The sequence below is a fragment of the Streptomyces sp. NPDC052109 genome, from assembly GCF_040680195.1.
GTDB lineage: Bacteria > Actinomycetota > Actinomycetes > Streptomycetales > Streptomycetaceae > Streptomyces.
In genome coordinates, this window is record NZ_JBFAWF010000044.1 from 16,749 (window position 1) to 38,163 (window position 21,415).

Annotated in this window: 18 protein-coding genes and 5 pseudogenes; 12 read left to right on the top strand and 11 right to left on the bottom strand. The window is 72.9% G+C overall.

What is annotated here, in order from left to right; translation table 11 throughout:
- Nucleotides 1–79: 79 nt before the first annotated feature.
- The 5 genes and pseudogenes from AB0L59_RS41345 to AB0L59_RS41365 all read left to right on the top strand — a co-directional run.
- Nucleotides 80–868 carry a PIG-L deacetylase family protein gene (locus tag AB0L59_RS41345; RefSeq protein ID WP_365593125.1) on the top strand — a complete coding sequence of 263 codons (789 nt, stop codon included), beginning with the start codon at nt 80–82 and terminating at the stop codon, nt 866–868.
- Entirely contained in the window at nt 865–1,575 is a 711-nt protein-coding gene (locus AB0L59_RS41350) for a 4-carboxy-4-hydroxy-2-oxoadipate aldolase/oxaloacetate decarboxylase (protein WP_365593127.1), read from the top strand. The genes AB0L59_RS41345 and AB0L59_RS41350 overlap by 4 nt, the downstream gene beginning before the upstream one ends.
- A complete protein-coding gene (locus AB0L59_RS41355) occupies nt 1,572–2,732 on the top strand; it encodes a 4-oxalomesaconate tautomerase (protein WP_365593130.1) in 1,161 nt (386 codons plus the stop codon). Before AB0L59_RS41350 ends, AB0L59_RS41355 begins: the two co-directional genes overlap by 4 nt.
- Nucleotides 2,713–2,898: pseudogene (locus AB0L59_RS41360) on the top strand (VOC family protein); the annotation flags it as partial. The gene AB0L59_RS41355 and the pseudogene AB0L59_RS41360, both read left to right, overlap by 20 nt.
- Nucleotides 2,898–4,118: pseudogene (locus AB0L59_RS41365) on the top strand (MFS transporter); the annotation flags it as partial. The pseudogenes AB0L59_RS41360 and AB0L59_RS41365, both read left to right, overlap by 1 nt.
- 64 nt (nt 4,119–4,182) lie before the next feature.
- Here the strand turns inward: AB0L59_RS41365 and AB0L59_RS41370 are convergent.
- The 3 genes from AB0L59_RS41370 to AB0L59_RS41380 all read right to left on the bottom strand — a co-directional run bounded on the left by AB0L59_RS41370 (nt 4,183) and on the right by AB0L59_RS41380 (nt 6,281).
- A complete protein-coding gene (locus AB0L59_RS41370; RefSeq protein WP_365593132.1) occupies nt 4,183–4,968 on the bottom strand; it encodes an XRE family transcriptional regulator in 786 nt (261 codons plus the stop codon).
- Between the two features lie 187 nt (nt 4,969–5,155).
- Nucleotides 5,156–5,758: a hypothetical protein gene (locus AB0L59_RS41375; RefSeq protein ID WP_365593133.1), complete on the bottom strand. Its 603-nt coding sequence runs from the start codon at nt 5,756–5,758 to the stop codon at nt 5,156–5,158.
- Nucleotides 5,759–5,993: 235 nt separating this feature from the next.
- On the bottom strand, nt 5,994–6,281 hold the full coding sequence (locus AB0L59_RS41380) for a putative quinol monooxygenase (RefSeq protein WP_365593135.1): 288 nt from the start codon (nt 6,279–6,281) through the stop codon (nt 5,994–5,996).
- An 87-nt stretch (nt 6,282–6,368) separates the two neighbouring features.
- Between AB0L59_RS41380 and AB0L59_RS41385 the strand changes: the two genes are divergently transcribed.
- The 3 genes from AB0L59_RS41385 (at nt 6,369) to AB0L59_RS41395 (ending at nt 7,801) form a co-directional block, all read left to right on the top strand.
- A complete protein-coding gene (locus AB0L59_RS41385; protein WP_365593138.1) occupies nt 6,369–6,875 on the top strand; it encodes a MarR family transcriptional regulator in 507 nt (168 codons plus the stop codon).
- An 81-nt stretch (nt 6,876–6,956) separates the two neighbouring features.
- Entirely contained in the window at nt 6,957–7,337 is a 381-nt protein-coding gene (locus AB0L59_RS41390) for a hypothetical protein (protein ID WP_365593141.1), read from the top strand.
- Nucleotides 7,334–7,801 (top strand): peroxiredoxin, encoded by a 468-nt coding sequence (locus AB0L59_RS41395; protein WP_365593143.1) that lies wholly within the window; start codon nt 7,334–7,336, stop codon nt 7,799–7,801. Before AB0L59_RS41390 ends, AB0L59_RS41395 begins: the two co-directional genes overlap by 4 nt.
- A 329-nt stretch (nt 7,802–8,130) precedes the next feature.
- Here the strand turns inward: AB0L59_RS41395 and ligD are convergent, their stop codons facing one another.
- The 4 genes from ligD to AB0L59_RS41415 form a co-directional block, all read right to left on the bottom strand.
- Complete coding sequence (gene ligD, locus AB0L59_RS41400; RefSeq protein ID WP_365593146.1) at nt 8,131–9,141, bottom strand: non-homologous end-joining DNA ligase; 1,011 nt, start codon at nt 9,139–9,141, stop codon at nt 8,131–8,133.
- A gap of 6 nt (nt 9,142–9,147) precedes the next feature.
- Entirely contained in the window at nt 9,148–9,756 is a 609-nt protein-coding gene (locus AB0L59_RS41405) for a DNA polymerase ligase N-terminal domain-containing protein (RefSeq protein ID WP_365593149.1), read from the bottom strand.
- A gap of 58 nt (nt 9,757–9,814) precedes the next feature.
- Nucleotides 9,815–10,678 (bottom strand): oxidoreductase, encoded by an 864-nt coding sequence (locus AB0L59_RS41410; protein WP_365593151.1) that lies wholly within the window; start codon nt 10,676–10,678, stop codon nt 9,815–9,817.
- A 166-nt stretch (nt 10,679–10,844) separates the two neighbouring features.
- Nucleotides 10,845–11,675: an aldo/keto reductase gene (locus tag AB0L59_RS41415; protein ID WP_365593153.1), complete on the bottom strand. Its 831-nt coding sequence runs from the start codon at nt 11,673–11,675 to the stop codon at nt 10,845–10,847.
- A gap of 18 nt (nt 11,676–11,693) precedes the next feature.
- Here AB0L59_RS41415 and AB0L59_RS41420 point away from each other — a divergent pair.
- Both AB0L59_RS41420 and AB0L59_RS41425 read left to right on the top strand, forming a co-directional pair.
- Nucleotides 11,694–11,951: pseudogene (locus AB0L59_RS41420) on the top strand (LacI family DNA-binding transcriptional regulator); the annotation flags it as partial.
- A gap of 92 nt (nt 11,952–12,043) precedes the next feature.
- Entirely contained in the window at nt 12,044–13,018 is a 975-nt protein-coding gene (locus AB0L59_RS41425) for a TauD/TfdA family dioxygenase (RefSeq protein WP_365593155.1), read from the top strand.
- A 289-nt stretch (nt 13,019–13,307) separates the two neighbouring features.
- Here AB0L59_RS41425 and AB0L59_RS41430 read toward each other — a convergent pair whose 3' ends face one another.
- The 4 genes from AB0L59_RS41430 to AB0L59_RS41445 form a co-directional block, all read right to left on the bottom strand.
- Nucleotides 13,308–14,336 (bottom strand): LLM class flavin-dependent oxidoreductase, encoded by a 1,029-nt coding sequence (locus tag AB0L59_RS41430; RefSeq protein WP_365593158.1) that lies wholly within the window; start codon nt 14,334–14,336, stop codon nt 13,308–13,310.
- A gap of 68 nt (nt 14,337–14,404) precedes the next feature.
- Nucleotides 14,405–15,907, bottom strand: coding sequence for a metallophosphoesterase (locus AB0L59_RS41435; RefSeq protein WP_365593161.1), 1,503 nt, complete (start codon nt 15,905–15,907; stop codon nt 14,405–14,407).
- A gap of 375 nt (nt 15,908–16,282) precedes the next feature.
- Nucleotides 16,283–17,023: an SDR family oxidoreductase gene (locus AB0L59_RS41440; protein WP_365593163.1), complete on the bottom strand. Its 741-nt coding sequence runs from the start codon at nt 17,021–17,023 to the stop codon at nt 16,283–16,285.
- Between the two features lie 348 nt (nt 17,024–17,371).
- Nucleotides 17,372–17,944: a dihydrofolate reductase family protein gene (locus AB0L59_RS41445; protein ID WP_365593166.1), complete on the bottom strand. Its 573-nt coding sequence runs from the start codon at nt 17,942–17,944 to the stop codon at nt 17,372–17,374.
- Between the two features lie 460 nt (nt 17,945–18,404).
- Here AB0L59_RS41445 and AB0L59_RS41450 point away from each other — a divergent pair.
- Both AB0L59_RS41450 and AB0L59_RS41455 read left to right on the top strand, forming a co-directional pair.
- Nucleotides 18,405–20,223: pseudogene (locus AB0L59_RS41450) on the top strand (prolyl oligopeptidase family serine peptidase).
- 215 nt (nt 20,224–20,438) lie between these two features.
- Nucleotides 20,439–21,415: pseudogene (locus AB0L59_RS41455) on the top strand (M4 family peptidase); the annotation flags it as partial.

The following is a 21,415-nucleotide window of genomic DNA, read 5'->3' on the forward strand; positions in this document are numbered from 1 at the left end:
GGGCGGGCGTGCATCCGTCCACCGGGGCCCGGTGCACACGACCGTGTGGCGTACCGGCCCGAAAAGGGAGAACTCTGCCATGACGCACGCCAACGCGCCCTCCCCCGCTCTCGGTTGCGCTCGAGCGGGGGGACCCTCGTCACCACCACGTTCGACTCTCGTCGTCACCGCGCACGCCGGGGACTTCGTGTGGCGGGCGGGCGGGGCCATCGCGCTCGCCGCGGCGCGGGGCGAGAAGGTCACCATCGTCTGTCTGACCTTCGGCGAGCGCGGTGAGTCCGCCAAGGCGTGGCGCGAGGGGAAGACGCTTCAGCAGATCAAGGCGATGCGCCGGGACGAGGCCGAGCAGGCCGCCGCCACGCTCGGCGCCGAGGTCCGCTTCTTCGACGCCGGTGACTACCCCCTCGTCGCCACCGCCGAGCTGACGGACCACCTCGTCGCCGTCTACCGCGAGACGCAGCCGGACCTCGTCCTCACCCACCCCGTCGACGACCCGTACAACGGCGACCACCCCGCCGCCAACCGGATGGCCCTGCACGCCCGTGTCCTCGCCCAGGCCATCGGCTACCCCGGCCCCGGCGAGATCATCGGTGCCCCGCCCGTCTTCTACTTCGCGCCCCATCAGCCCGAGATGAGCGGCTTCAGGCCCGAAGTCCTGCTCGACATCACCGAGGTGTGGGAGACCAAGCGCAAGGCGATGGAGCGCCTCGGCGCCCAGCGGCACCTGTGGGACTACTACACCGACCTCGCCGTCCGCCGGGGCGTCCAGCTCAGGCGCAACGCGGGACCCAACCTGGGGCTGCCGCACAAGACCATGGCCGAGGCCTGCATGCGCCCCTACCCGCAGGTCACGAAGGAGCTGGCATGAGCGGTGTGATCGTCACCCACCAGCCCAGGGCCGAGACGAAGGACGTCGACGCCCTCGCCGGGTGCGGCGTGGCCACCGTGCACGAGGCCATGGGTCGCACGGGGCTCCTCCCGACCCGCCTGCGACCCGTCCAGCAGGGCGTCCGGGTGGCAGGCACCGCGGTGACCGTACTGTCCTGGCCCGGCGACAACCTCATGATCCACGCCGCGGTCGAGCAGTGCGGCGAGGGCGACCTCCTGGTCGTCACCACCACCTCCCCCTCCACCGACGGCATGTTCGGCGAGCTGTTCGCCACCGCGCTGCGGCGGCGCGGAGTGCGCGGCCTGGTCATCGACGCGGGCGTCCGCGACACCCAGGAGCTGCGCGAACTCGGCTTCCCCACCTGGGCGGCGGCCGTCTCGGCGCAGGGCACCGTCAAGGCGACCGGCGGCTCGGTCAACGTCCCCGTCGCCATCGGCGGGCAGATCGTGCGTCCCGGTGACGTGATACTCGCCGACGACGACGGTGTCGTGGTCGTACCCCGCGAGAAGGCCCGCGAGGCCGCGGAGGCGTCCCAGGCCCGCGAGACCAAGGAGGCCGCCTCCCGCGCCGCCTTCCAGGACGGTCAACTCGGCCTCGACCGGTACGGGTTGCGGGAGAAGCTCGCCCAACTCGGTGTCAGCTACGTCTCGTACGAGGAGCACGCCCGGGACGGAGCCGGGGCGTGACCGGGCCCACAGAGGTGCGCTGCATGCTGATGCGCGGCGGCACCTCCAAGGGTGCGTACTTCCTGGCCGGGGACCTGCCGGGCGATCCGGCCCGCCGGGACGACCTGCTGCTGCGGATCATGGGCAGCCCCGACCCGCGCCAGATCGACGGACTCGGCGGCGCCCACCCCCTCACCAGCAAGGTGGCCGTGGTCTCCGCCTCCGCCGAACCGGACGCCAACGTCGACTACCTGTTTCTCCAAGTGGGGGTAGACCAACCGGAAGTGAGCCGACGTCAGAACTGCGGCAACATCCTCGCGGGGGTCGGCCCCTTCGCCGTGGAGCGGGGGCTCGTGGCCCCGGGCGAGAGCGAGACGGCCGTGCGCATCCGGATGCTGAACACGGGGGAGTCGGCGGTCGCGACCTTCCCTACCCCGGGCGGCCGCGTCGACTACACCGGCGACGCCGAGATCTCGGGCCTACCAGGGACCGCGGCGTCCGTCGTGATCGCGTTCCCGGCCGCCGGAGCGGCCCTGCTGCCCACCGGCAGGGTCCGGGACACCGTCGCCGGAACCGAGGTGACCTGCGTGGACAACGGGATGCCGACCGTGCTGATCCCCGCGACCGCGCTGGGCGTCACCGGGTACGAGGCGCCCGAGGACCTGGAGGAGAACCCGGTCCTCGCCGATCGCCTGCGGGAAATCCGTCTCGCCGCGGGCAAGTCGATGGGTCTCGGTGACGTCGAGAGCGCCACCGTCCCCAAACTCACTCTGCTCGCTCCGCCGCGCTCCGGCGGCGCGGTCACCACCCGCACCTTCATCCCCGTCCGCTGCCACACCTCGATCGGCGTCCTCGGCGCCGCGAGCGTGGCCGCCGGGCTCAGGGTGCCCGGGGGAGTGGCCGAGGCGATCGCCGAACTCCCCGAGCACGGCGACCGCATCCGCCTCGAACACCCCACGGGCTTCCTGGACATCGACGTGGACGTCGACACGCGCACCGACCCCGAGGCCCCGGCGGCGCCTCGCACGGCCGTCGTCCGCACCGCCCGCAAGATCTTCGACGGCACCGCCTTCCCACGGCCGGCCTCCCCCAGGCGCTCGGCCGCGCCCGGGCCCGGGCGGACCCTCACCGCACCCGCACAACTCCCTGGAGGCAACGATGGCTCCGCCCCTCGGTGACATCGCCCATGTCGGCCACGCCCAGCTGTTCACCCCGGACCTGGACGCCAGCGTCGCGTTCTTCACCGACTACCTGGGGCTCACGGTCAACGGGCGGCAGGGGGACTCCGTCTACCTGCGCACCTTCGACGACTACGAGCACCACAGCCTGGTCCTCACCGCACGTTCATCTACGGATCCGTGCTGCCGCACATGCTCGAGACCAAGGCCCTCGGCATCACCCCGGGCCAGGCCGGCGACCTCGGCAGCTACGCCACCTTCGGCATGCTGGTGGGCGCGCTGGGCGCCGGCACGGTCGCCGACCGCATCGGCCGCAAGACGCTGATGGTCGGCTGCGTCGCCCTGTTCTCGCTGGCCTCCGCGACATGCGCCCTGTCCGGCTCGGTCGCCGTGTTCGGTCTCGGCCGGACCCTGGCCGGCGTCGGCCTCGGCGGTCTGCTGCCCACCGCGATCAGCATGGTCTCCGACTACGCCCGCGGCGGCCGGGCCGCGCTGACCATCGGCGCCCTGATGACGGCCCACCACGCGGGCGGCATCCTCTCCGCGTACGTGGCCAAGTGGCTGGTGGAGCCGCACGGCTGGCGGACCGCCTTCTGGGTCTGCGTCCTGCCGCTGCTCTTCGTCCCGGTGCTGGGCAAGGTGATGCCGCTGAGCTTCCTCGTCGCCAAGGGCCGGAGCGGCGAGGCGCAGACCCTCGCCACCCGCTACCGGGTACAACTGCCCGCCGCGGCAGCCCCGAAGGCCCCGGCCGACCGCTGGGGCGCCCTGCTGGGCCTGTTCCGTGGCGGCGAGTGGCTCCAGACCCTGCTGTACTCGCTCGCCTCGTTCGGCGGACTCCTCCTCGTCTACGGCGTCGCCACCTGGCTGCCCACCCTCATGCGGGGCGAGGGCTACAACCTCGGCTCCGCCCTGAGTTTCGTGGTGCTGTTCAACCTCGGCGGCATCGTCGGCACGCTCATCGCCGGCCGGGTCTCCGACCACTTCGGCGCCCCGCGCATCTCCGCGCTCTGGTTCGCGCTGACCGCGGTCGGCGTCTTCCTGCTCAGTGTCCACATGCCGCTGGGGCTGACGTTCCTGGTCGTCTTCGGCACCGGTGTGTTCCTGAACAGCGCCCAGGTGATGATCTACGCGACCGTCTCCATCCGCTCCACCCCGGACAACCGGGCCACCGCCGTCGGCTGGACCTCGGGCATGGGCCGCTTCGGCGCGGTCTTCGGCCCGTGGCTCGGCGGTCAGCTGCTCGCCGCCGGCAACGGTGACTGGGGCTTCACCGCCTTCGCCCTCGCCGGTGTGTCGTCGATGGTTTTCATCGGCGTCGCCGCCCTGCGCTCGGCCCGCCGGCCCGAGCCCAGCGGCAGTGGTCAAAGGCTCGTGACCGCCGGCTGACCCCGCCCCGCGCGCGGCGCCGTACCCTGCCTGCGGGTGCGGCGCCCGGCGCATCGCACCTCGGTCACCCCTGCCCGTTCGGCTCCACGTCCAGGCCCGTGCAGGCCAGCTCTCCCTCCACCTCGGCACACGCCTCCACACCCCGCGGAGAGGACACCGAGAGCATCGGGCTGCTGTCCCCGGTGGAGTCGGACGCCGGATACCCGGCCGACAGCACGTTCTGGCCCGCGCGGACCGACACCTCACGGGCCTTGGCCGACCGCAGCCACACCTCGGACCAGGCGGTGCCGCAGGCCGGCGAGTAGCGCAGCCGGACGGTGTAGGCCGGACCGGTGACCGTGCTCTTGGTCCGCGCGTCGCGGGCGCACGCCGACGCGTCCGGCAACTCGCCCTGGCAGGAGCCGCCGTGACAGCGGGGCGCGGCCGACACGGTCTGCGCGGTGGGCGCGGTGCCCGGCCGCGCGGACAGGGCCACGGCGGCGGCCACCGCCGCCGCCGTACCGCACAGCGCGAACACGGACAGCGGAAGCCAGGGCGCACGCCACGACGGCATCCGACCGACCCACCGCGTCCGGCCGGGCGGTTCGGGCGCGGCCGCGGGCGGTTCCGCGTCCGCCGCGTCCCACCGTGCCAGTACGGCCTCGGGATCGATGCCGGCGAGCCGGCACAGGGCCTCCACGGCGGGCCTCGGCGGCGGCGTGCCGCCGGACAGATAGCGGTGCCACGCGGACTTGCTGTACGGGGTGCGCGCGGCCAGCGCCGCCAGGCTCAGGCCCGTACGGTCCTTCAGCCCGCGCAGTTCCACCACCAGCGGCTCGTCCGGTCTGGTCGATGCTTCGGGGTGCCGCATCGTGCGTCCTCGACTCCCTTTCCGCTATGGGCGATTTCGCCCCTGTTGTCGGAATGGCTTCCCGGGTACGGGCCGGCTGCAACCCCGAGAGAGGTAGGAGGAGGGTGAGGTGCGGGCATACCGAAGGCCCGTTCGGGGGTCGTCGAACGGGCCTTCGGTGGCTAGGCGGTGCGGCGGTGCCGTTCCGTCAGCACCACGGGAGGGCGCGGTGGGCGCGGACGTAGCGGGCCGAGACGTAGCCCGCGTGGTGCGGCAGCCGGTACCAGATGCGGTTCCCGTACACCCAGGAGCCGCGCGTCCGGCAGGCCAGCACCAGGGTCCGGTTGGCGTGCCGGTGGCCGATCACGCGGTAGCCGGTGCCCGGACCGGAGCGGACGTTCAGCCGGGCGTGGCGGGTGACGACGCGACCGGTGACCGGACGGAAGTGGCGGGGTGTCAGCCACTGTGCCGCGAGGCGGTACCGCAGGCGGTACGGTGCCGTGTGCGGGGCAAGACGGTAGGCCGTCGTCCGCGGCATGAAGCGGTACGCCGCGCGCTGGGCCGTGAGCCGGTGGATCCGGTGCACTCGCCGCGTGTGATGCGTGCGGAGGTGGACGCGGTGGTGCCGGCGATGGGTGACGTACCGGCGGTGGTGGACGCGGTGGGTGTGCAGCGCGTGGTGCTGGGCGGTGACGCTGGGTGCCGGGCGCGGGGCGGCGGTGCTCGCCGCGGCGGCGCCGGCCGCCGCGGGCAGGAAGGCGAGCACCGCCACCGTGGCCAGCAGACCGCTCTTGAGACTCCGTCGGATCATGGCAACCTCCGGCTGTCGTTCTCGTGACCACGAGCAGTGATCACGAGAGCCAGGGTTTCCGTGACGGGCCGCCGGAATGCCGTCCCGGTGTCCCCCGGGACGGCCGGAACGTCCCCCGGGACGGGCGCCTGCGCCACGGGTCGGCCCGCCTGGGGCGCGGTGGCGGGACGTCCCGCCGTTCCCGAGGATGTCCGGGTGAGGTGTCCCGAGCGCGCACCGCCCGGAACCGGACGGGTCAGACCGTCTCGGCGAAGGTGACGGTCCGCTCCCTCAGCAGCGGGAACACCGTTCCCCGGATCAGCTCCGCGAAATGGGCCGTCTCCTTGTGGGCCTCGAAGCCTGCGCGGTCGGTGTAGCGCTCGTACAGCACGAAGGCTCCCGGCTCGTCGACGACCTCATGTGCCTCGTAGGCGAGGTTCGCGGGTTCCGACGGGACGAGTTCGCGCATCTTCCGCAGTGCGTCGCGCACGGTGTTCGCGTCGGCGGGGGCGCACTGGTACTGGGCGACGACGGCGAAGGCCATGGGGTTCCTCCGTTGTTCCAAAGGGCGTGGACTCGCCGATTCCAGCACGCCCTTGCCCAGGGGCGGCCTGTACGACACGCGGCCGACGTGCCCCGAGGGCCGGCCGCCGGGGGAACCGGAGCGATCGAGCGTGCCCTGACGCGCATCACCTGCCTCGGCACCCGGGCCCGGCAGTACGAGCGGATGACGGCGCCGGCCGGGGTGCCGCTGGACCGGGCCGCCGTGGCCCTGCTGCGGCAGATCGCCGACTGCGAACCGCTGCGGCCCGGGGAACTCGCCCACCGCCTGGGCGTGGAGGCCTCCCAAGTGACGCGGACCGCGCAGCAGCTGCAGAAGGCCGGATGTGTGACCCGCGTGCCGGACGCCGTCGACCGGCGCGCCCAGCGGATCCGGCCGACCGGCATGGGTCAGGGGGCCGTGGGCCGGATCCGCGAGGCCGGGGCCCGGAGCATGCAGCTCGCCCTGGACGGCCGGCGGCCCGGGGACCTGCGGCAGAGGGCGACGCTCTTCCACCGCATGGTCGACGACTTCCTCGCCTGCACGGTCGACGATGAATCCGGCCGGGAGCCGGACAGGGCGGTTGGCGCGCGGTGACCGGCGGCGTTCCGCCACCAGGGCTCACCCTCGTGTCTACCGTCCAGTAATATCCAGCGGCAGGCCATCACAGGAGGAACCGTGCCCCGGTCCGAACGCTCACCCCTGCTGCTCGCCGGCCTTCTGGCCGCCGCCGGCGTCGCCCATTTCGCCGCCCCGCGGCCGTTCGACGCCATCGTGCCGCGCGCGCTGCCCGGCTCGCCCAGGGCATGGACGTACGGCAGCGGGGCGGTGGAGCTGGCACTGGCGGCCGGGATCGCGGCTCCCCGGACGCGCGCGGTCGCCGCGAAGGCGGCCGCGGCCTTCTTCGTCGGGGTGCTCCCGGCGAACGTACAGATGGCGGCGGACTGGCGGCACCGGCCCGCGCCCCTGCGGACGGCCGCCCTCGCCCGGCTGCCGCTGCAGGTGCCGCTGGTGCTGTGGGCCCGGGGAATCGCCCGGAACGAGAAGGGACGGTCATGACGGAACGCATCGAGATCGGGGACAAAGTGGCGGACTTCGCCCTTCCCGACGAGACCGGCACCACCCGTCGGCTCAGCGAGCTGCTGGCCGACGGGCCGGTCGTCCTCTTCTTCTACCCGGCCGCCCTCACCCCCGGCTGCACGGCCGAGGCCTGCCACTTCCGTGACCTCGCCGCCGAATTCGCCGCGGCCGGTGCCCGGCCCGTCGGGATCAGCGGCGACAGCGTCGACAAGCAGCAGGAGTTCGCCGGCCGGCACGGCCTCGGCATGCCGCTGTTCTCGGACGCCGACGGCACGGTCCGTGAGCGGTTCGGCGTCAAGCGAGGCTTCTCGCTCGCCCCCACCAAACGCGTCACCTTCGTGATCGGCCAGGACCGCACGGTGCTGGAGATCGTCCGCAGTGAACTGCGCATGAACACCCACGCCGACCGGGCTCTCGCCGCCCTGCGCGCCCACACGGGATGAACCGCCCCCGCTGAACGGGATATACCGGCGCGGCCCCGCGCTCGATATGCCGGACCAGTCGGACGGCCTTGGGTAGATGAAGCATGGTGCCAGCGTGGTGATCATCGACGCCCCGGGCATGGTGACCGGGTGGAGCGAGGGCGCGCGGCGGCTCACGGCCACTCGGCCGACGATGTCGTGGGCCGGCCCGCGAACGGGGTGCCGCCGTGAACGGAGGGACAGCGCGGCCGCGTTGGAGGGGCGGAACCGGGTGATCCGGATGCCCGCCGCGCCCCCGTACGCTCCGGGAAGCTCCGCACCTCCGTACGCGGCTGCAACCGTCTCAGGAACTACGCCGCCGCGCGCTCCCGCACCACATCCCGTGCCCGTTTGTCCGCGCGCAGCCCCAGGAAGCGGGGATGGCGCAGCATCCCGTCCCTGGTCCACTCGGTGAACGCGATCTGTGCGACCAGCTCGGGCTCCACCCAGCGGGCGCGCGTCTCGCGCACGGCACCCGTGAAGGGCGAGGCGTCCCGGCGCAGCCCGTCCAGCCGCTCGCGCAGCGCCAGCAGCGTCCGCCGGTCGAAACCCGTGCCGACCTTCCCGGCATAGCGCAGCCGGTCACCGTCGTAATGGCCGAGGAGCAGCGCGCCCAAACCGACTCTGCTGCCCGCCGGTTCGGTGAAGCCGCCGATCACGAACTCCTGGCCCTGTGCGCACTTGAGCTTCAGCCAGTCCGGGGACCGGCGCGTCCGGTACGGTCCGTCGGCCCGCTTGGCGATCAGCCCCTCCCAGCCCCGGCCGCAGGCCTCGGCCAGCGACTCGGCGCCGCCCGCGTTGCGATGCGGGGTCAGCCGCAGCGGGGCGCGGAAGGACAGCGCCCGGCGCAGCAGCGACTTGCGGACGCGCAGCGGGAGTCGACGGGTGTCGCAGCCCTCCAGACGCAACAGGTCGAAGAGGTAGTACGTCACCGCGACCCCGGAGGCCTCGATGTCCCGGCGCCGGGTCAGCCCCGACCGCCGCTGCAGCCGCGCGAAGTCGGTCCGGCCGCCGGAGAACGCGACGACCTCGCCGTCCACCGTGAAGTCGGTGCACTCCTGCGCCGCGAGCTCCTCGACGATCTCCGGGTAGGTGTCGTTCAGCCGCTGACCCGTGCGCGAGAGCAGCCGTACCTGGTCATCCTCGCGCACCGCCAGCAGCCGCACCCCGTCCAGCTTCCGCTCGAACAGCCAGCCCTCGCCGAACTCCCGTCGGTCGCTGAGCGTGGCCAGCATGGGGGCCGCGGCGAGCTCCCGGCCCGGCTCGGCCGGGCGCAGCAGCTCCCGCAGGTCGGGCGGCAGCGAGTCCAGGGGTCCCGGCACCGCCGCTCACTCCTCGCCGTCGGCCGCGACCTGCGCGAGAGTGCGTCCGGTGCGCACCGAGCGGGCCCGCCGGGGGTCAGGGGTGCCGTGCCCGGCCGACCGCGCCGGCCCCTTGCGCACCAGCAGCCAGGCCTCCTCCTCGTCCGCGCCGCCGCGGAAACGGGTCAGCGCGTACTCCCCGTGCAGCTTGGACCCGTGCAGCCGGAACGTGGCGTGCCCGCGCTCCAGGGACTCCGCGAACTCCACCGGACGGCCCCTGCGGTCATGGCTGAGCGGCTCGTACGTCCCCCGGTCCCACACGATCACCGTGCCGCCGCCGTACTCGCCCTTCGGGATCACGCCCTCGAAGTCCTCGTACTCCAGGGGATGGTCCTCGGTCGGTACGGCCATCCGCTTGTCCCCGGGGTCGGTGGACGGGCCCTTGGGGATCGCCCAGGACTTCAGGACGTCGGCGACCTGCAGCCGGAAGTCGAAGTGCATCCGCCGCGCGTCGTGGATCTGCACGACGAAACGGGGCTCGTCACCCTCGGCCCGGGACCCGTGCCCCGACGGCTCGCGGGTCCGCTCGAAGTCGCGCTTGCCGCGGTACGTCCCCAGTCGGTCCTCCGCTGCCACCTGCGGCTCCTTCCGTACGCCGGCTCACGCGACCCCGAGTACCCCCGGAGCGGGTCGTTCAGCCCGCGATGCCGTCCAGCTCGGCGACCGCGTCGTCCGGCAGCACCAGGGACGCGGCGGCGATGTTCTCCCGCAGGTGCTCCGGCGAGGAGGTGCCCGGGATGAGCGCGATGTTCGGCGACCGGCGCAGCAGCCAGGCCAGCGCCACCTGCTGCGGCGAGGCCTCCAGCCGGGCGGCGACCTTCGCCAGCGCCTCGGACTGCAGTGGGGTGAAGCCGCCCAGCGGGAAGTACGGCACGAAGGCGATGTTCGCCGCCGCCGTGCGCTCCACCAGCGCGTCGTCCTGCCGGTTGGCCAGGTTGTACAGGTTCTGCACGGTCACCACGGGCGCGATCGCGAGCGCCTCGTCCAGTTGCGCGGCGCTCACCGTGCTCAGCCCCAGGTGCCGGATCACGCCCCGCTCCCGCAGCTCGGCCAGCGCGCCGAACTGCTCGGCCAGGGACTCGTCGTTCGGGGCGTCCACGTCACCCAGCCGCAGGTTCACCACGTCCAGCGTCTCCACGCCCAGGTTCCGCAGGTTGTCGTACACCTGCGCCTTCAGGTCCTCGGGGTGTCGCGACATGTTCCAGCCGCCGTCGGCTCCCCGGCGGGCACCGACCTTGGTGACGATGTGCAGATCCCCGGGATAGGGGTGCAGGGCCTCCCGGATGAGCTCGTTCACGACCACGGGCCCGTAGAAGTCGGCGGTGTCGATGTGCGTGATGCCCGCCTCCACCACCGCGCGCAGCACCGCCACGGCCCGGTCCCGGTCCTTGGGCGGGCCGAAGACGTGCGGCCCGGCCAGCTGCATGGCGCCGTACCCGACGCGGGTCAGGGTCAGGCCGTCTGCCGGGGTGATCGTGCCGCCGAGCCGTGTAGTCATGTCGTACCTCTCAGGATGTCGCTCAGGATGTCCGGGCCACCGGCCCGACCGGTGGCCCCGCACCCCACCCTGCGCCCCTGGCGCACGCCGTTGCAGTACCCCGCTGATCCTGGGAGTGACAGGACCAGGCACTGCCACGCCGACTCCGGCCGAGGTCCTGGCGGCCTCAGAACTCCTCGTGCCGCTCGGGGTCACCGCCGAGCCGGCGCGGCGCGTGGCGGGCGATCGCCGCCAGCTGGTCGGAGTCCAGCTCGAAGCCGAAGACGTCCAGATTGGCGCGCTGCCGGCCGGGGTCGGCCGACTTCGGGACGGGCAGCGCCCCCAGCTGCACGTGCCAGCGCAGCAGCACCTGCGCCGGTGTCACCCCGTGCGCCTCGGCGACCTCCGCGACCGCCGGATCGTCCAGCAGATCGCTGCCCCGGCCCAGCGGGCTCCAGCTCTCGGTGACGATGTCCTTGTCCGCGTGGAAGGCGCGCAGTTCCTCCTGCGGGAACAGCGGATGCAGCTCGACCTGGTTCACCGAGGGCAGCACCCCGGTCTCCTTCTCCAGCCGGACGATGTGCTCCGGGGTGAAGTTCGAGACACCGATCGAGCGGACCAGTCCGTCCTCGCGCAGCTTGATCATCGCCTTCCAGGACTCGACGTACTTGCCGACCCGGGGATTGGGCCAGTGGATCAGATACAGGTCCACGTATTCCAGGCCGAGCCGCCGCCGGGACTCCTCGAAGGAGGCGAGGGTCTCCTCGTAGCCGTGGTGCCGGCCGGGCAGTTTGGTGGTCACCACCACCTCCTCGCGGGGCACGCCGCCGGCCGCCACGCCCCGCCCGACACCGGTCTCGTTGCGGTAGTTCGTCGCGGTGTCCACCAGCCGGTAGCCCAGGTCGAGCGCGGAGCGTACGGCCCGCTCGGCCGCCCTGTCGTCCAGCGGCCAGGTGCCGAGGCCGATGGCGGGGAGCGTCGTACCGTCGTTGAGCGTGTGCGCCGGAATGCCGTTCACGATGGGACCTTCCCTCGACTGTGTCCTCCTCCCAGCCTCACGGATGGGGCGAGCGCTGATCAACCGGGCGGGGGAGAGGACAGCGGACGACCCACCTCACGGGACGTCGCCCGGCTCGCCGGCGTCTCGCACACCGCCGTGTCCTTCGTCTGCAACGGCCACGCCGAGAGCAACCTCTCGCCCGCCACCCAGGAGCGCATCCGGCAGGCCGCCGCCCAGCTCGGCTACCGGCCCGGCCCGGTCGCCCGCGGTCCGCGCCGCCGCCGTACGGCGGTGTTCCGGAACACGGTCGTTCGGGAGTTCGCCGTGTGAGGGGCCGGGGTGCCACGATCATGAGGGAGCCGGTTCGGACGAGCATCGGAGTGCGCATGACGACACACAGGGCCACCGCGGACCGGACCGCGCGGGTCGAGGGCGTGGAGGTGAGGCCGGTCGCCGGGCACATCGGCGCCGAGATCACCGGTGCCGACCTCGCCGGGCCGCTGGACGACGCCGTGGTGGCCCTGATCCGGCGGGCCGTGCTGCGCTGGAAGGTGGTGTTCTTCCGCGGGCAGGAGCTGGACCACGCGGGGCACGTCGCGTTCGCCCGCCGCTTCGGCGCACCTGTCGTCCTCGGCCGGCGGGGCAGCGCCTCACCGGCGGACTTCCCCGAGGTGGAGACCACGGCGGACCGGCTGGAGCTGGGCGGCCGGTTCGGCATGGAGCACGAGGAGTGGCTGCGCCGGCGCCGGCACAGTCTGCTGCGCGGCTGGCACTGCGACCACGGCGCCCGGATCGACCCGCCGGCCGCGACCATCCTGCGTGCCGAGACCGTCCCGGAGTACGGTGGCGACACCACCTGGGCCAATCTCGCCGCCGCCTACGCCGGGCTCTCGGCGCCGGTGCGGGCGTTCGTGGACGGGCTGCGCGCCGAGCACCGGCTCGGCGTGGGCTACCAGCCCCGCCCCGGCGAGGACGCCTATCTGCGTCATCTGCTCGACCACCAGGTGGCCTCGGTGCACCCGCTGGTCCGGGTGCACCCCGAGACGGGGGAGCGGGTGCTGTTCGTCAACGGCTACTACCTGGAACAGATCACGGAGGTCTCCCGCCCGGAGAGCGCGGCACTGCTGGAGATGTTGCTGGAGCAGGCCGTCCGCCCCGAGTACACGGTCCGCTTCCGCTGGGAGCCGGGCAGCGTCGCCTTCTGGGACAACCGGGCCACCATCCACCTGGCCCCGGGCGACCACGCCCACGTCGGCTCCTCCAGGGTCATGCACCGGGTGATGCTCCGGGGCGACGTGCCGGTGGGGGCGGACGGCAGACGGTCGGAGGCGGTGGTCGGCACGGAACCGGGCCGCTGGTGAACCGGGCTCGGGCCGGCAGGCGAGGTGGTGCCGGCGGGGCGGCCCGGAGGAAGCGGTTGAGGTGTGCGCCGGCGGGACGCGCGGATGAACAGTCGACCGGTGCCGGGCAGCCCGGGTCAGCGGTCGACGTGTGTGCCGGTGAAGTGGGCCGGGCGGCAGCCGAGGCGCGCGCCGGTGCCATCGGCCGGCGGTCGGAGCCGGAGCGCGCGCTCGGGAGACGCCCCGGAGACCTGTGACGGGGTGACCACGTCCGGATGTCCGGACGACGTCCGGTGCCGGGGCCCCGCTGTCAGCTCCCGGGCCGCCACCCCAGCGCCGGACCGAGCTTCGTCGCCATGTCCGTCAGGATCTGGACGTAGTCCTCGTGCTCGAAGGTGAACGGCAGCGCGAACGCCACCTCGTCCACCTCCCGGAACGCGGCGTGCCCGCGCAGCCGTTCGGCGATCTCCCCGGACGTGCCGACCAGGTCGGGGGCGAACAGCAGCCGGGCCGGTCCCTGCGGGGCGGCCGTGCGGGGCAGCCGCTTCGCCGCGTACGCCTCGTACTTCGCGCGCTGTTCCGGGCTCGCGGAGTCGGTCGGGATCACGACCAGACCGTGGGAGACCCGGGCTGCCTCGCCGTCGGGGTGATGGGCGCGGAACTCCCGGACGAGGGACAGCTGGATCTCGGCGAAATCCCACGGCCCGTCCCGCTGTTCCGCCTTGACGACGCTGCTGGTCAGGAAGTTCATGCCGTGCTCGCCCGCCCAGCGCGCCGAGCCGAGGCTGCCGCCGCCGTACCACATCCGCCGGCCCAGGCCGGGGGACTGCGGCTGGACCTGGTCCGAGAACACCTCGAAGCCCTCGACCCCGCCGAAGCCGCCGGCCCGCTCGCCGCGCACCAGGTCCAGCAGCCGCCGCACCCGCTCGTAGCCGAAGTCCTCGGCGTCGGCCGTGTCCGGGTACAGGGCGTCCTTCACCTGCTCGAAGTGCGTCGGCGGACCCACGCTGACGCCAGGGTTCAGCCGGCCCCCGGACAGGATGTCCACCGTCGCCAGGTCCTCGGCGAGCCGCAACGGGTTCTCCCAGCCGAGCGGGGTCACCGCGGTGCCCAGCTCGATGCGGCGGGTGCGCTGGGAGGCCGCGGCGAGGACGGCGACCGGGGAGGAGATGCCGTACTGCAGATGGCGGTGGCGCAGCCACGCGCTGTCGAAACCGAGCCGCTCGCCCAGCTCGATGATCTCCAGCGTGGACTCGTGGCCGCGGGCCGGATGCGCCGGGTCGAACAGGCCGATGGTGAGGAAGCCCAGCTTGCGCAGCGGGCGGGGACGGGGCGGCACGGGCTCCTCCAGCGGTCGTAGGGCGCTTCCGGCTCCGATTCTGGCAGGCGGGTGTGACAACCGTGTGATCACTTCAACGGGATCACGATCTCGTCCTCGACCGGCGGATCGATTTCCTGCGGCCGGTTGCCGGTCGCGGCGAAGCAGCGCAGCCGGACCGCCTCAGGAGCCACGTCCAGCCGCAGGAAGCACTTGAAGAACGGCGGGCTGTAGGTGGCCGAGCCGGGCGAGAACAGCTGGGTGTAGACCTTGCGCACGGGCAGCCGGAACCGGGACGTGCGGTCCGGGCGGCCGCCGGTTCCGAGGAGGCTCGCGACCAGACGGCTGCGCCGGGTGATCCGGGCGTCGGGGCCGGGTTTGCGGGCCGGCTCGACGCCGAGGCGTTCGGCGACGACCGCGGTCGCCTCGGCCTCGGTCAGGGTGAAGAAACGTCGCAGTCGCAGGCGGCGGCCGTACAGGCGGCTGTAGAAGGCCAGCGAGTCGCCGCGCAGGGGATAACAGCGGAAGTCCCGCTCGGTGACGCCCGCGACCGACACCCGTGGGATGGTGTGCGTGGCGTGCATGAACGCCCCGCCACCGCCCGCGACCACGTACTGGACGGTGCGGCCGTCCACGTCGACCGGATAGCGCTGGTAGTTGTGGATGTCGCCGCCGATCGCGGCCACGTAGTGGTGCTCCGGGTCCCGGACGATGTCGTCCACCGTGCCGCCGCCCTCGATCGCGCACGGGTGGTGCTCGCCGTCGACGTACAGCGGTGACCCGGTGATCAGGATCTTCGGCCTGGGTCCCCGGGAGACCTCGCGCAGCCAGGCGCCCTGTTCGGCGTCGATCGTGCCGAGCAGTCCGGTGTCGAGGCCCACGATCCGTACCGGGCCCGCGTCGATCGCCCAGTACGGCCCCGGCTGCACGGCCTGTTGGCCCGGGGCCGACCGCAACGCCCGTGCGGCGGTGAGCCGTTGCTCGTCGGCCGGCCGGGGCCGGTGCCAGAGCAGGGCCCGCCACCAGCCGCGGCTGAACGGACGGGGCCGGGGCTCGCGGGCGAGCGGCAGGGTGTCGGCGCAGAAGACCCGCATGAAGGCGCCGAGGTCCTCGTACCAGTCGTGGTTGCCCGGTATCGCGTAGATGGGCGCCGGATAGTCCTGGTAGGGCCGGAAGAACTTGCTGCCGTAGTCGTCGGCGCTGCCCACCGGGTAGATCACGTCGCTGGCGATCACTGCGAATTCGGTGCCCTGACTCGCCTTCAGGAAGCCGGGTACGACGGCGTACTGCGAGTCGTCCCCCTCGCCGGTGTCCCCGATGACCATGAAGGAGAACCGGTCCGTGACCGCCCGCCGGATCACCTTGTCGGCGGGCGCCCCGGCCGCCTGCCGGCTCGCCACCCAGCGGCTGCGGGTACGGCCGGTGGGATCACCGAACCAGGACGCCAGTACGCCGTTGCGGGCGGCCCACAGGGTGCGTGGGCTCAGCCACGACAGCTTTTCGACGTGGTCCGGCATCAGCTGCTTGTAGGCGCCGGGCTCGGTGGAGCCCCAGCCGGCGCCCTGGGCGGTATCGCGCGAGGAGTCAGACACGCGGTGCACGGTAACAACGCGCCGGTCAGGGCCGGTTGGCGGGGTTCGGGGTACGGGGGGACACGCATGTCATCCACCCACGGCGTCCGCCGACTCCGTGACGTGGCCGAGCTCGCCGGCCATGGCCGGGGCGCGATCCCGGCCGAAGCCGAACGCCGAGCGCCGGCCGGAGGCACTCGCGGCCGGTGGCGAGGTGACGATCCTGCGCCGCCTCCGACCACGAGGAGGATCGGCTGGGTGAGGCAGTGGGCGTGGGCCTCGACGAGATCGTGCGGGGTGGTCTCGTCGCCGAGTGTCTCTCGAGGTGGTCGACGGCGGCGCGGACGTCCTCCAGACGGGCGGCCGGATCCTCCGGGAATCGACGGGGCCGCTCCGTCAGGTCAGGTTCAAGCCACCGTCGAGCAGGATGACTTCGCCGGTGAGATAGGTGCTGGCGATCACGGACGCCACCAGGTCGGCCACGTCGGCGGGCTGGGCCGGACGGCCCATCGGGGCGCGGTCGCGCCACAGTGCGTGGGCCTGTGTCCAGCCCTTGGTCATGGGCGTGTCCACAAGGCCCGGCGCCACCGCGTTGACCCGTACGTCGGGGGCGAGCGCTGCCGCGAGCAGCCGGGTGACATGGTTCAGTGCCGCCTTGCCCGCCGCGTACGGCACCGACGCGCCCTTGGGGCGCACGCCGGCATGGCTGGTGATGTTCACGATGCTGCCGCCGGCGGGGGACGTGCGCAGTGCGGGAAGCGCCGCGGTGCACAGCACCCACGGCGCGATCAGGTTGACCTCCAGCAGCTGCCGCCAGTCGGCCGGTGTCGCGGCGGCCAGGTCGTCATGGGGGATCGGCCGGCTGATGCCGGCGTTGTTCACCAGCACGTCCAGCCGCCCGTACCGGTCGAGCGCGGCCTCCACCAGCCCGCGGGCCTCTTCCTCCACGGCGAGGTCCGCCCGTACGTACACGCCGCCGAGCTCGGTGGCCAGTGCCTCCCCGGCCTCCGTGCTGCGGCGCGAGTGCAGTACCACCCGTGTGCCGTCCGCCGACAGCCTCCTCGCGACGGCTTCGCCGATTCCCGACGTCGACCCGGTCACCAGCGCGACGGGCCGGTCCTCTCGCTCACTCCTCATGATCGGGAATCCTGCCACGGCTCCCCGTCCGCTGACTCCCGCGCCTGCCGGCCCGCTGGCCGGCGGACGCGGTGTCCGCGTCCGTCTCCTGCGACGGGCCCGTCCGCAGCACCCCACGGTCTCGCCCTGCCGCACGGCGATCAGCACGTCGTGGCCGCGTCCTGGACCGCCCTCTTCAACATCCCCCGTCGACCTGCCTACACACTGGGGAGTTGAGTTGAGCTCCGCCTCCGACATGCCACCGGCCTGGTAGTACGCGGTGCGCGGCTGGCCGTCCGACGCCCTTGACCGACGAGTGGGTCCCCACCCCGGCGAAGTGACCGAGTACCCCGGTCGGAGCGGTCCTGGTCAGCGGACGACGTCGAAGACCTGCTTCTGCAGGCCGTTGGAGTACACGTCGTGCTCGACCAGCTTCAGCTTCTGGGTGTCCTTGTCCGTGGTGCTGAACAGTCGCTTGCCGGCGCCGAGCAGCAGTGGGTGGACGAGCAGGTGGTAGCGGTCGATCAGGCCGGCGTCCGAGAGGCCGTGGTTCAGTGAGGCGCTGCCGTGGACGATGATCGCGCCTCCCTCGGTCTTCTTCAGGTCCGCGACCTCGTCGAGGCTGCGCAGGATGGTGGTCTCGCCCCAGTTGGAGACCAGCCTGTCCTCGCTGAGGCTCGTGGAGACGACGTACTTCGGCATCGTCTTGTAGCGCGCGAACTCCTGCATGTCCGGCCATACCGGGCTGAACGCCTCATAGCTGACCCGTCCCATCAGGATCGCGGTGGCCTCGCGCTGCTCCCGCTCCTTGATCTCGAACGCCTCGGGGACGAACTCGACGTCCTTGAAGGTCCAGCCGGAGTTGCGGTAGCCGGGTTCGCCGCCGGGGGCCTCCACGACGCCGTCGAGCGAGATGAAAGCGGTGCTGATCAGGGTGCGCATGGTGAGTCCTCGGTGTCTCGTGTGTGGTCCACGGCCCGGCGCATGCTCCGGCCGGATCAAGGGTGGTTCCAGCATCCGACCGACAAAGAAAGTTGTCAAGAAAGTTTGTGTTGTCGGTAGAGAGCCGTGTACGGCATAAATCGAACGAGTGTATGAATGTGGTGTGCGCGCCGATCTCCTGCCCGCCCAGCTCGTCCGCACGGCCCGCTTCACCCGCGGCGTCCCCGGTCGGTTCACCGTGACCGCGGCCGGCGGGAGCGTGCTGTATCTGCGCGGGCGTACGGGGGACGACCCCGCTGCCTCCCTCTGGCGGCTCGCACTCGACTCGGGAGTGGAGCGGTTGCTCGCCGATCCGGTGAGACTGCTCGGTGCCGGGCGCGAGCCGCGGGGAATCGAGGGGTATGCCACCGACGGGTCCACCGGGCTCGTCGTCTTCGCGCTGGGCGGTGTGCTGGGGACCGTGGGGGCGTGCGGCGGCGCGCCCCGGCGTCTGCCGGCCGCGCGTCCCGGATCCGATCCTCGCCTGGATCGCGCAGGCCGTCGTATCGCCTACGTCCGCCGGGGGGCGCTCCGCGTCATCGGCGCCGACGGGAGCGGGGACCGCCCGATCGCCCAGGCGGACCACGCCGACGTGGAGTTCGGGGTGGCGGAGCACACGGCCGCCACGCTTCCCGACGGCCCGCGCGGTCACTGGTGGGCCCCCGACGGCACCGCCCTGCTCTGTGCCCGCACCGATCGCCGCCGGGTGCACCGCTGGTACAGCACCGACCCCGCCGCGCCCGACAGCCCGTCCCGGGCCCACCGGCACGCCTTCGCCGGCACCCCGAACCCCGACGTCACGCTCTGGTTGGCCCCGGTCGCCCGCAACGGCTCGCTCACGCCTGTTCGTCGGGAGCGCAAGGCCTTCGAGTACGTCGTGGGCGCCGGCTGGGACGCGCACGGTCCCTTCGCCGTCGTACAGTCCCGTGGCCAGCGCACCGTCCGGCTCCTCGGTATCGACCCGGCGGACGGCCGTACGACGCTCCTGCACGAGCAACGGGACGTCCGCTGGGTGGAGTTGGTGCCGGGGCTACCGGCCCGCGCCGCCTCCGGAGTCGTGCTGGCGCACGCGGATCTGCGGGGCACCAGGCACCTGACGGCCGACGGCGAACCGGTCACGCCCGCGGGCCGGCAGGTGCGCGCCGTCCTCGGCGTCGACGGGGACGAGGTGCTGTTCACCGCGTCCGACGACCCCACCGGGGTTGCTCTGTGGTCCTGGCGGCCGGGAGGCGAACCGCGCCGGCGAAGCGCGGGCCCGGGGGTGCATGGGGGAGTGCTGTGCGGCGGCACCCTCGTCGGGACCACCGCGGACACCGGACGCCCGACTCCGCGTGCCGAGGTGCTGCGCGCCGGGCGCACCGCCGTGGCCGTGCCGTCGTACGCGGAGCCGCCCGTGCCGGCCGTGCGCCGGAGCCTGCTGCGGCTCGGCCCGCGCGCCCTGCGGGCCGCCCTGTATCTGCCCTCCTGGTACCGGGCGGCGGACGACGGCCCGCTTCCCGTACTGCTCGACCCCTACGGTGGCGCGGGCCGTCAGCGGGTCACCGCCGCCCACGACTGGCGGACGCTGGTGTCGCAGTGGTTCGCCGAGCAGGGCTTCGCGGTGCTGGTGACCGACGGCCGGGGCACCCCCGGCCGCGGGCCGGACTGGGAACGCGCGGTGCACGGCGACCTCGTCGGGCCCGTGCTCGACGATCAGGTGACCGCGCTGCACGAGGCCGCCCGCGCGCACCCGGTGCTGGATCTGACCAGGGTGGGCATCCGTGGCTGGTCGTTCGGCGGCTCGCTCGCCGTCCTCGCCGTGCTGCGCCGCCCGGACGTCTTCCGTGCCGCGGTGGCCGGCGCCGGCGTGACCGATCAGCGGCTCTACGACGCCCACTGGCGCGAGCGGGTGCTCGGCCACCCGCGGGCACCCCGAGCGGTACGACGCCTGCTCCCTGCTCCGCGAGGCGCCCCGGCTCAGCCGGCCCCTGCTGCTGGTCCACGGGCTCGCCGACCCCAAGGTCCCGGCCGCCCACACCCTGCGGCTGTCCGACGCGCTGCTCGCCGTGGGCCGGCCGCACGACGTGCTGCTCCTGCCCGGCGCGGGGCATCAGCCCGTCGGGACCGAGCTCACGGGCCACCTGTTGGGGCATCAAGCCCGCTTTCTGCGACGGCATTTGAACGCGTCGACCCGGGCCCGGGTCCTCTCGCCGGACGGGACGACCGGTAACCGCCCGGCAGGGCGCGCACGGTACCCGTGACTGCCCGTACGCACCGACCGGCATAGGGAAAACCCTCGAATGACCTCGACATGACTGACATGTTCGAGTCAAGGCTGGAATCCTTCCTCCACGCACACAGATCCCCGGTGTGCTCTCGGATCACGGTCCCGCACAGCTCAGCTCGCCCGGGCAGCAGACCCGTCTGCCCGTCTGTCACCGGTCGCGACCCGGCGGCCGCAGCAGGAGGAGTACGAGTGAGACCCCACAGACGCTTTCCCCACAAGCGCGCCACGGTCGGAGCCGCCCTGGTCTCCACCGCGGCCTTCCTCGCCGTCGGCATGCAGGCGGCCCCTGCGCTCGCCAAGCCCGCCGCTGCCCACCCCAGCCCGCTGCGCACCGGCGGTCTGGAGGCCAAGCTCAGCCCGGCCCAGCACCAGGAGCTGATCAGGAACGCCCAGCAGCAGACCACCGCGACCGCCCGCACCCTCGGGCTCGGCGCGAAGGAGAAGCTGGTCGTCAAGGACGTCGTCAAGGACAACGACGGCACCCTGCACACCCGGTACGAGCGCACCTACGCCGGCCTCCCCGTCCTCGGCGGCGACCTCGTCGTGCACACCCCGCCCGCCTCCCTGGCCGCGGGCACCGTGAGCACCACCTACAACAACAAGCACAAGATCCAGGTCGCCTCCACCACCGCGGCCCTCACCAAGTCCGCCGCCGAGTCCCAGGCCCTGAAGACGGCCAAGTCCCTCGCCGCCGACAAGCCCACCGCGGACAGCGCCCGCAAGGTGATCTGGGCCGGCACCGGCACCCCGAAGCTCGCCTGGGAGACGGTGATCGGCGGTTTCCAGGACGACGGCACGCCCAGCCAGCTGCACGTCATCACCGACGCCACCACCGGCAAGGAGCTGTACCGGTACCAGGCGATCAAGACCGGCATCGGCAACACCCACTACAGCGGGCAGGTCACGCTGACCACCACGCAGTCGGGTTCGACGTACACGCTGACCGACGGCGCGCGCGGCGGTCACAAGACGTACAACCTGAACCACGGCACCTCGGGGACCGGGACGCTGTTCTCGCAGACCAACGACACCTGGGGCGACGGCACCAACTCCAACGCCGCCACCGCGGGCGCGGACGCCCACTACGGCGCCCAGGAGACCTGGGACTTCTACAAGAACACCTTCGGCCGCAGCGGCATCAAGAACGACGGCGTCGGAGCCTACTC

Excerpts from the sequence above, each read along its gene's own strand:
- AB0L59_RS41345 (WP_365593125.1), top strand. The coding sequence starts at position 80 with ATGACGCACGCCAACGCGCCCTCCCCCGCTCTCGGTTGCGCTCGAGCG.
- AB0L59_RS41350 (WP_365593127.1), top strand. The coding sequence starts at position 865 with ATGAGCGGTGTGATCGTCACCCACCAGCCCAGGGCCGAGACGAAGGAC.
- AB0L59_RS41370 (WP_365593132.1), bottom strand. The coding sequence starts at position 4,968 with ATGCGGCACCCCGAAGCATCGACCAGACCGGACGAGCCGCTGGTGGTG.
- AB0L59_RS41375 (WP_365593133.1), bottom strand. The coding sequence starts at position 5,758 with ATGATCCGACGGAGTCTCAAGAGCGGTCTGCTGGCCACGGTGGCGGTG.
- AB0L59_RS41380 (WP_365593135.1), bottom strand. The coding sequence starts at position 6,281 with ATGGCCTTCGCCGTCGTCGCCCAGTACCAGTGCGCCCCCGCCGACGCG.
- AB0L59_RS41395 (WP_365593143.1), top strand. The coding sequence starts at position 7,334 with ATGACGGAACGCATCGAGATCGGGGACAAAGTGGCGGACTTCGCCCTT.
- AB0L59_RS41410 (WP_365593151.1), bottom strand. The coding sequence starts at position 10,678 with ATGACTACACGGCTCGGCGGCACGATCACCCCGGCAGACGGCCTGACC.
- AB0L59_RS41425 (WP_365593155.1), top strand. The coding sequence starts at position 12,044 with ATGACGACACACAGGGCCACCGCGGACCGGACCGCGCGGGTCGAGGGC.
- AB0L59_RS41440 (WP_365593163.1), bottom strand. The coding sequence starts at position 17,023 with ATGAGGAGTGAGCGAGAGGACCGGCCCGTCGCGCTGGTGACCGGGTCG.
- AB0L59_RS41445 (WP_365593166.1), bottom strand. The coding sequence starts at position 17,944 with ATGCGCACCCTGATCAGCACCGCTTTCATCTCGCTCGACGGCGTCGTG.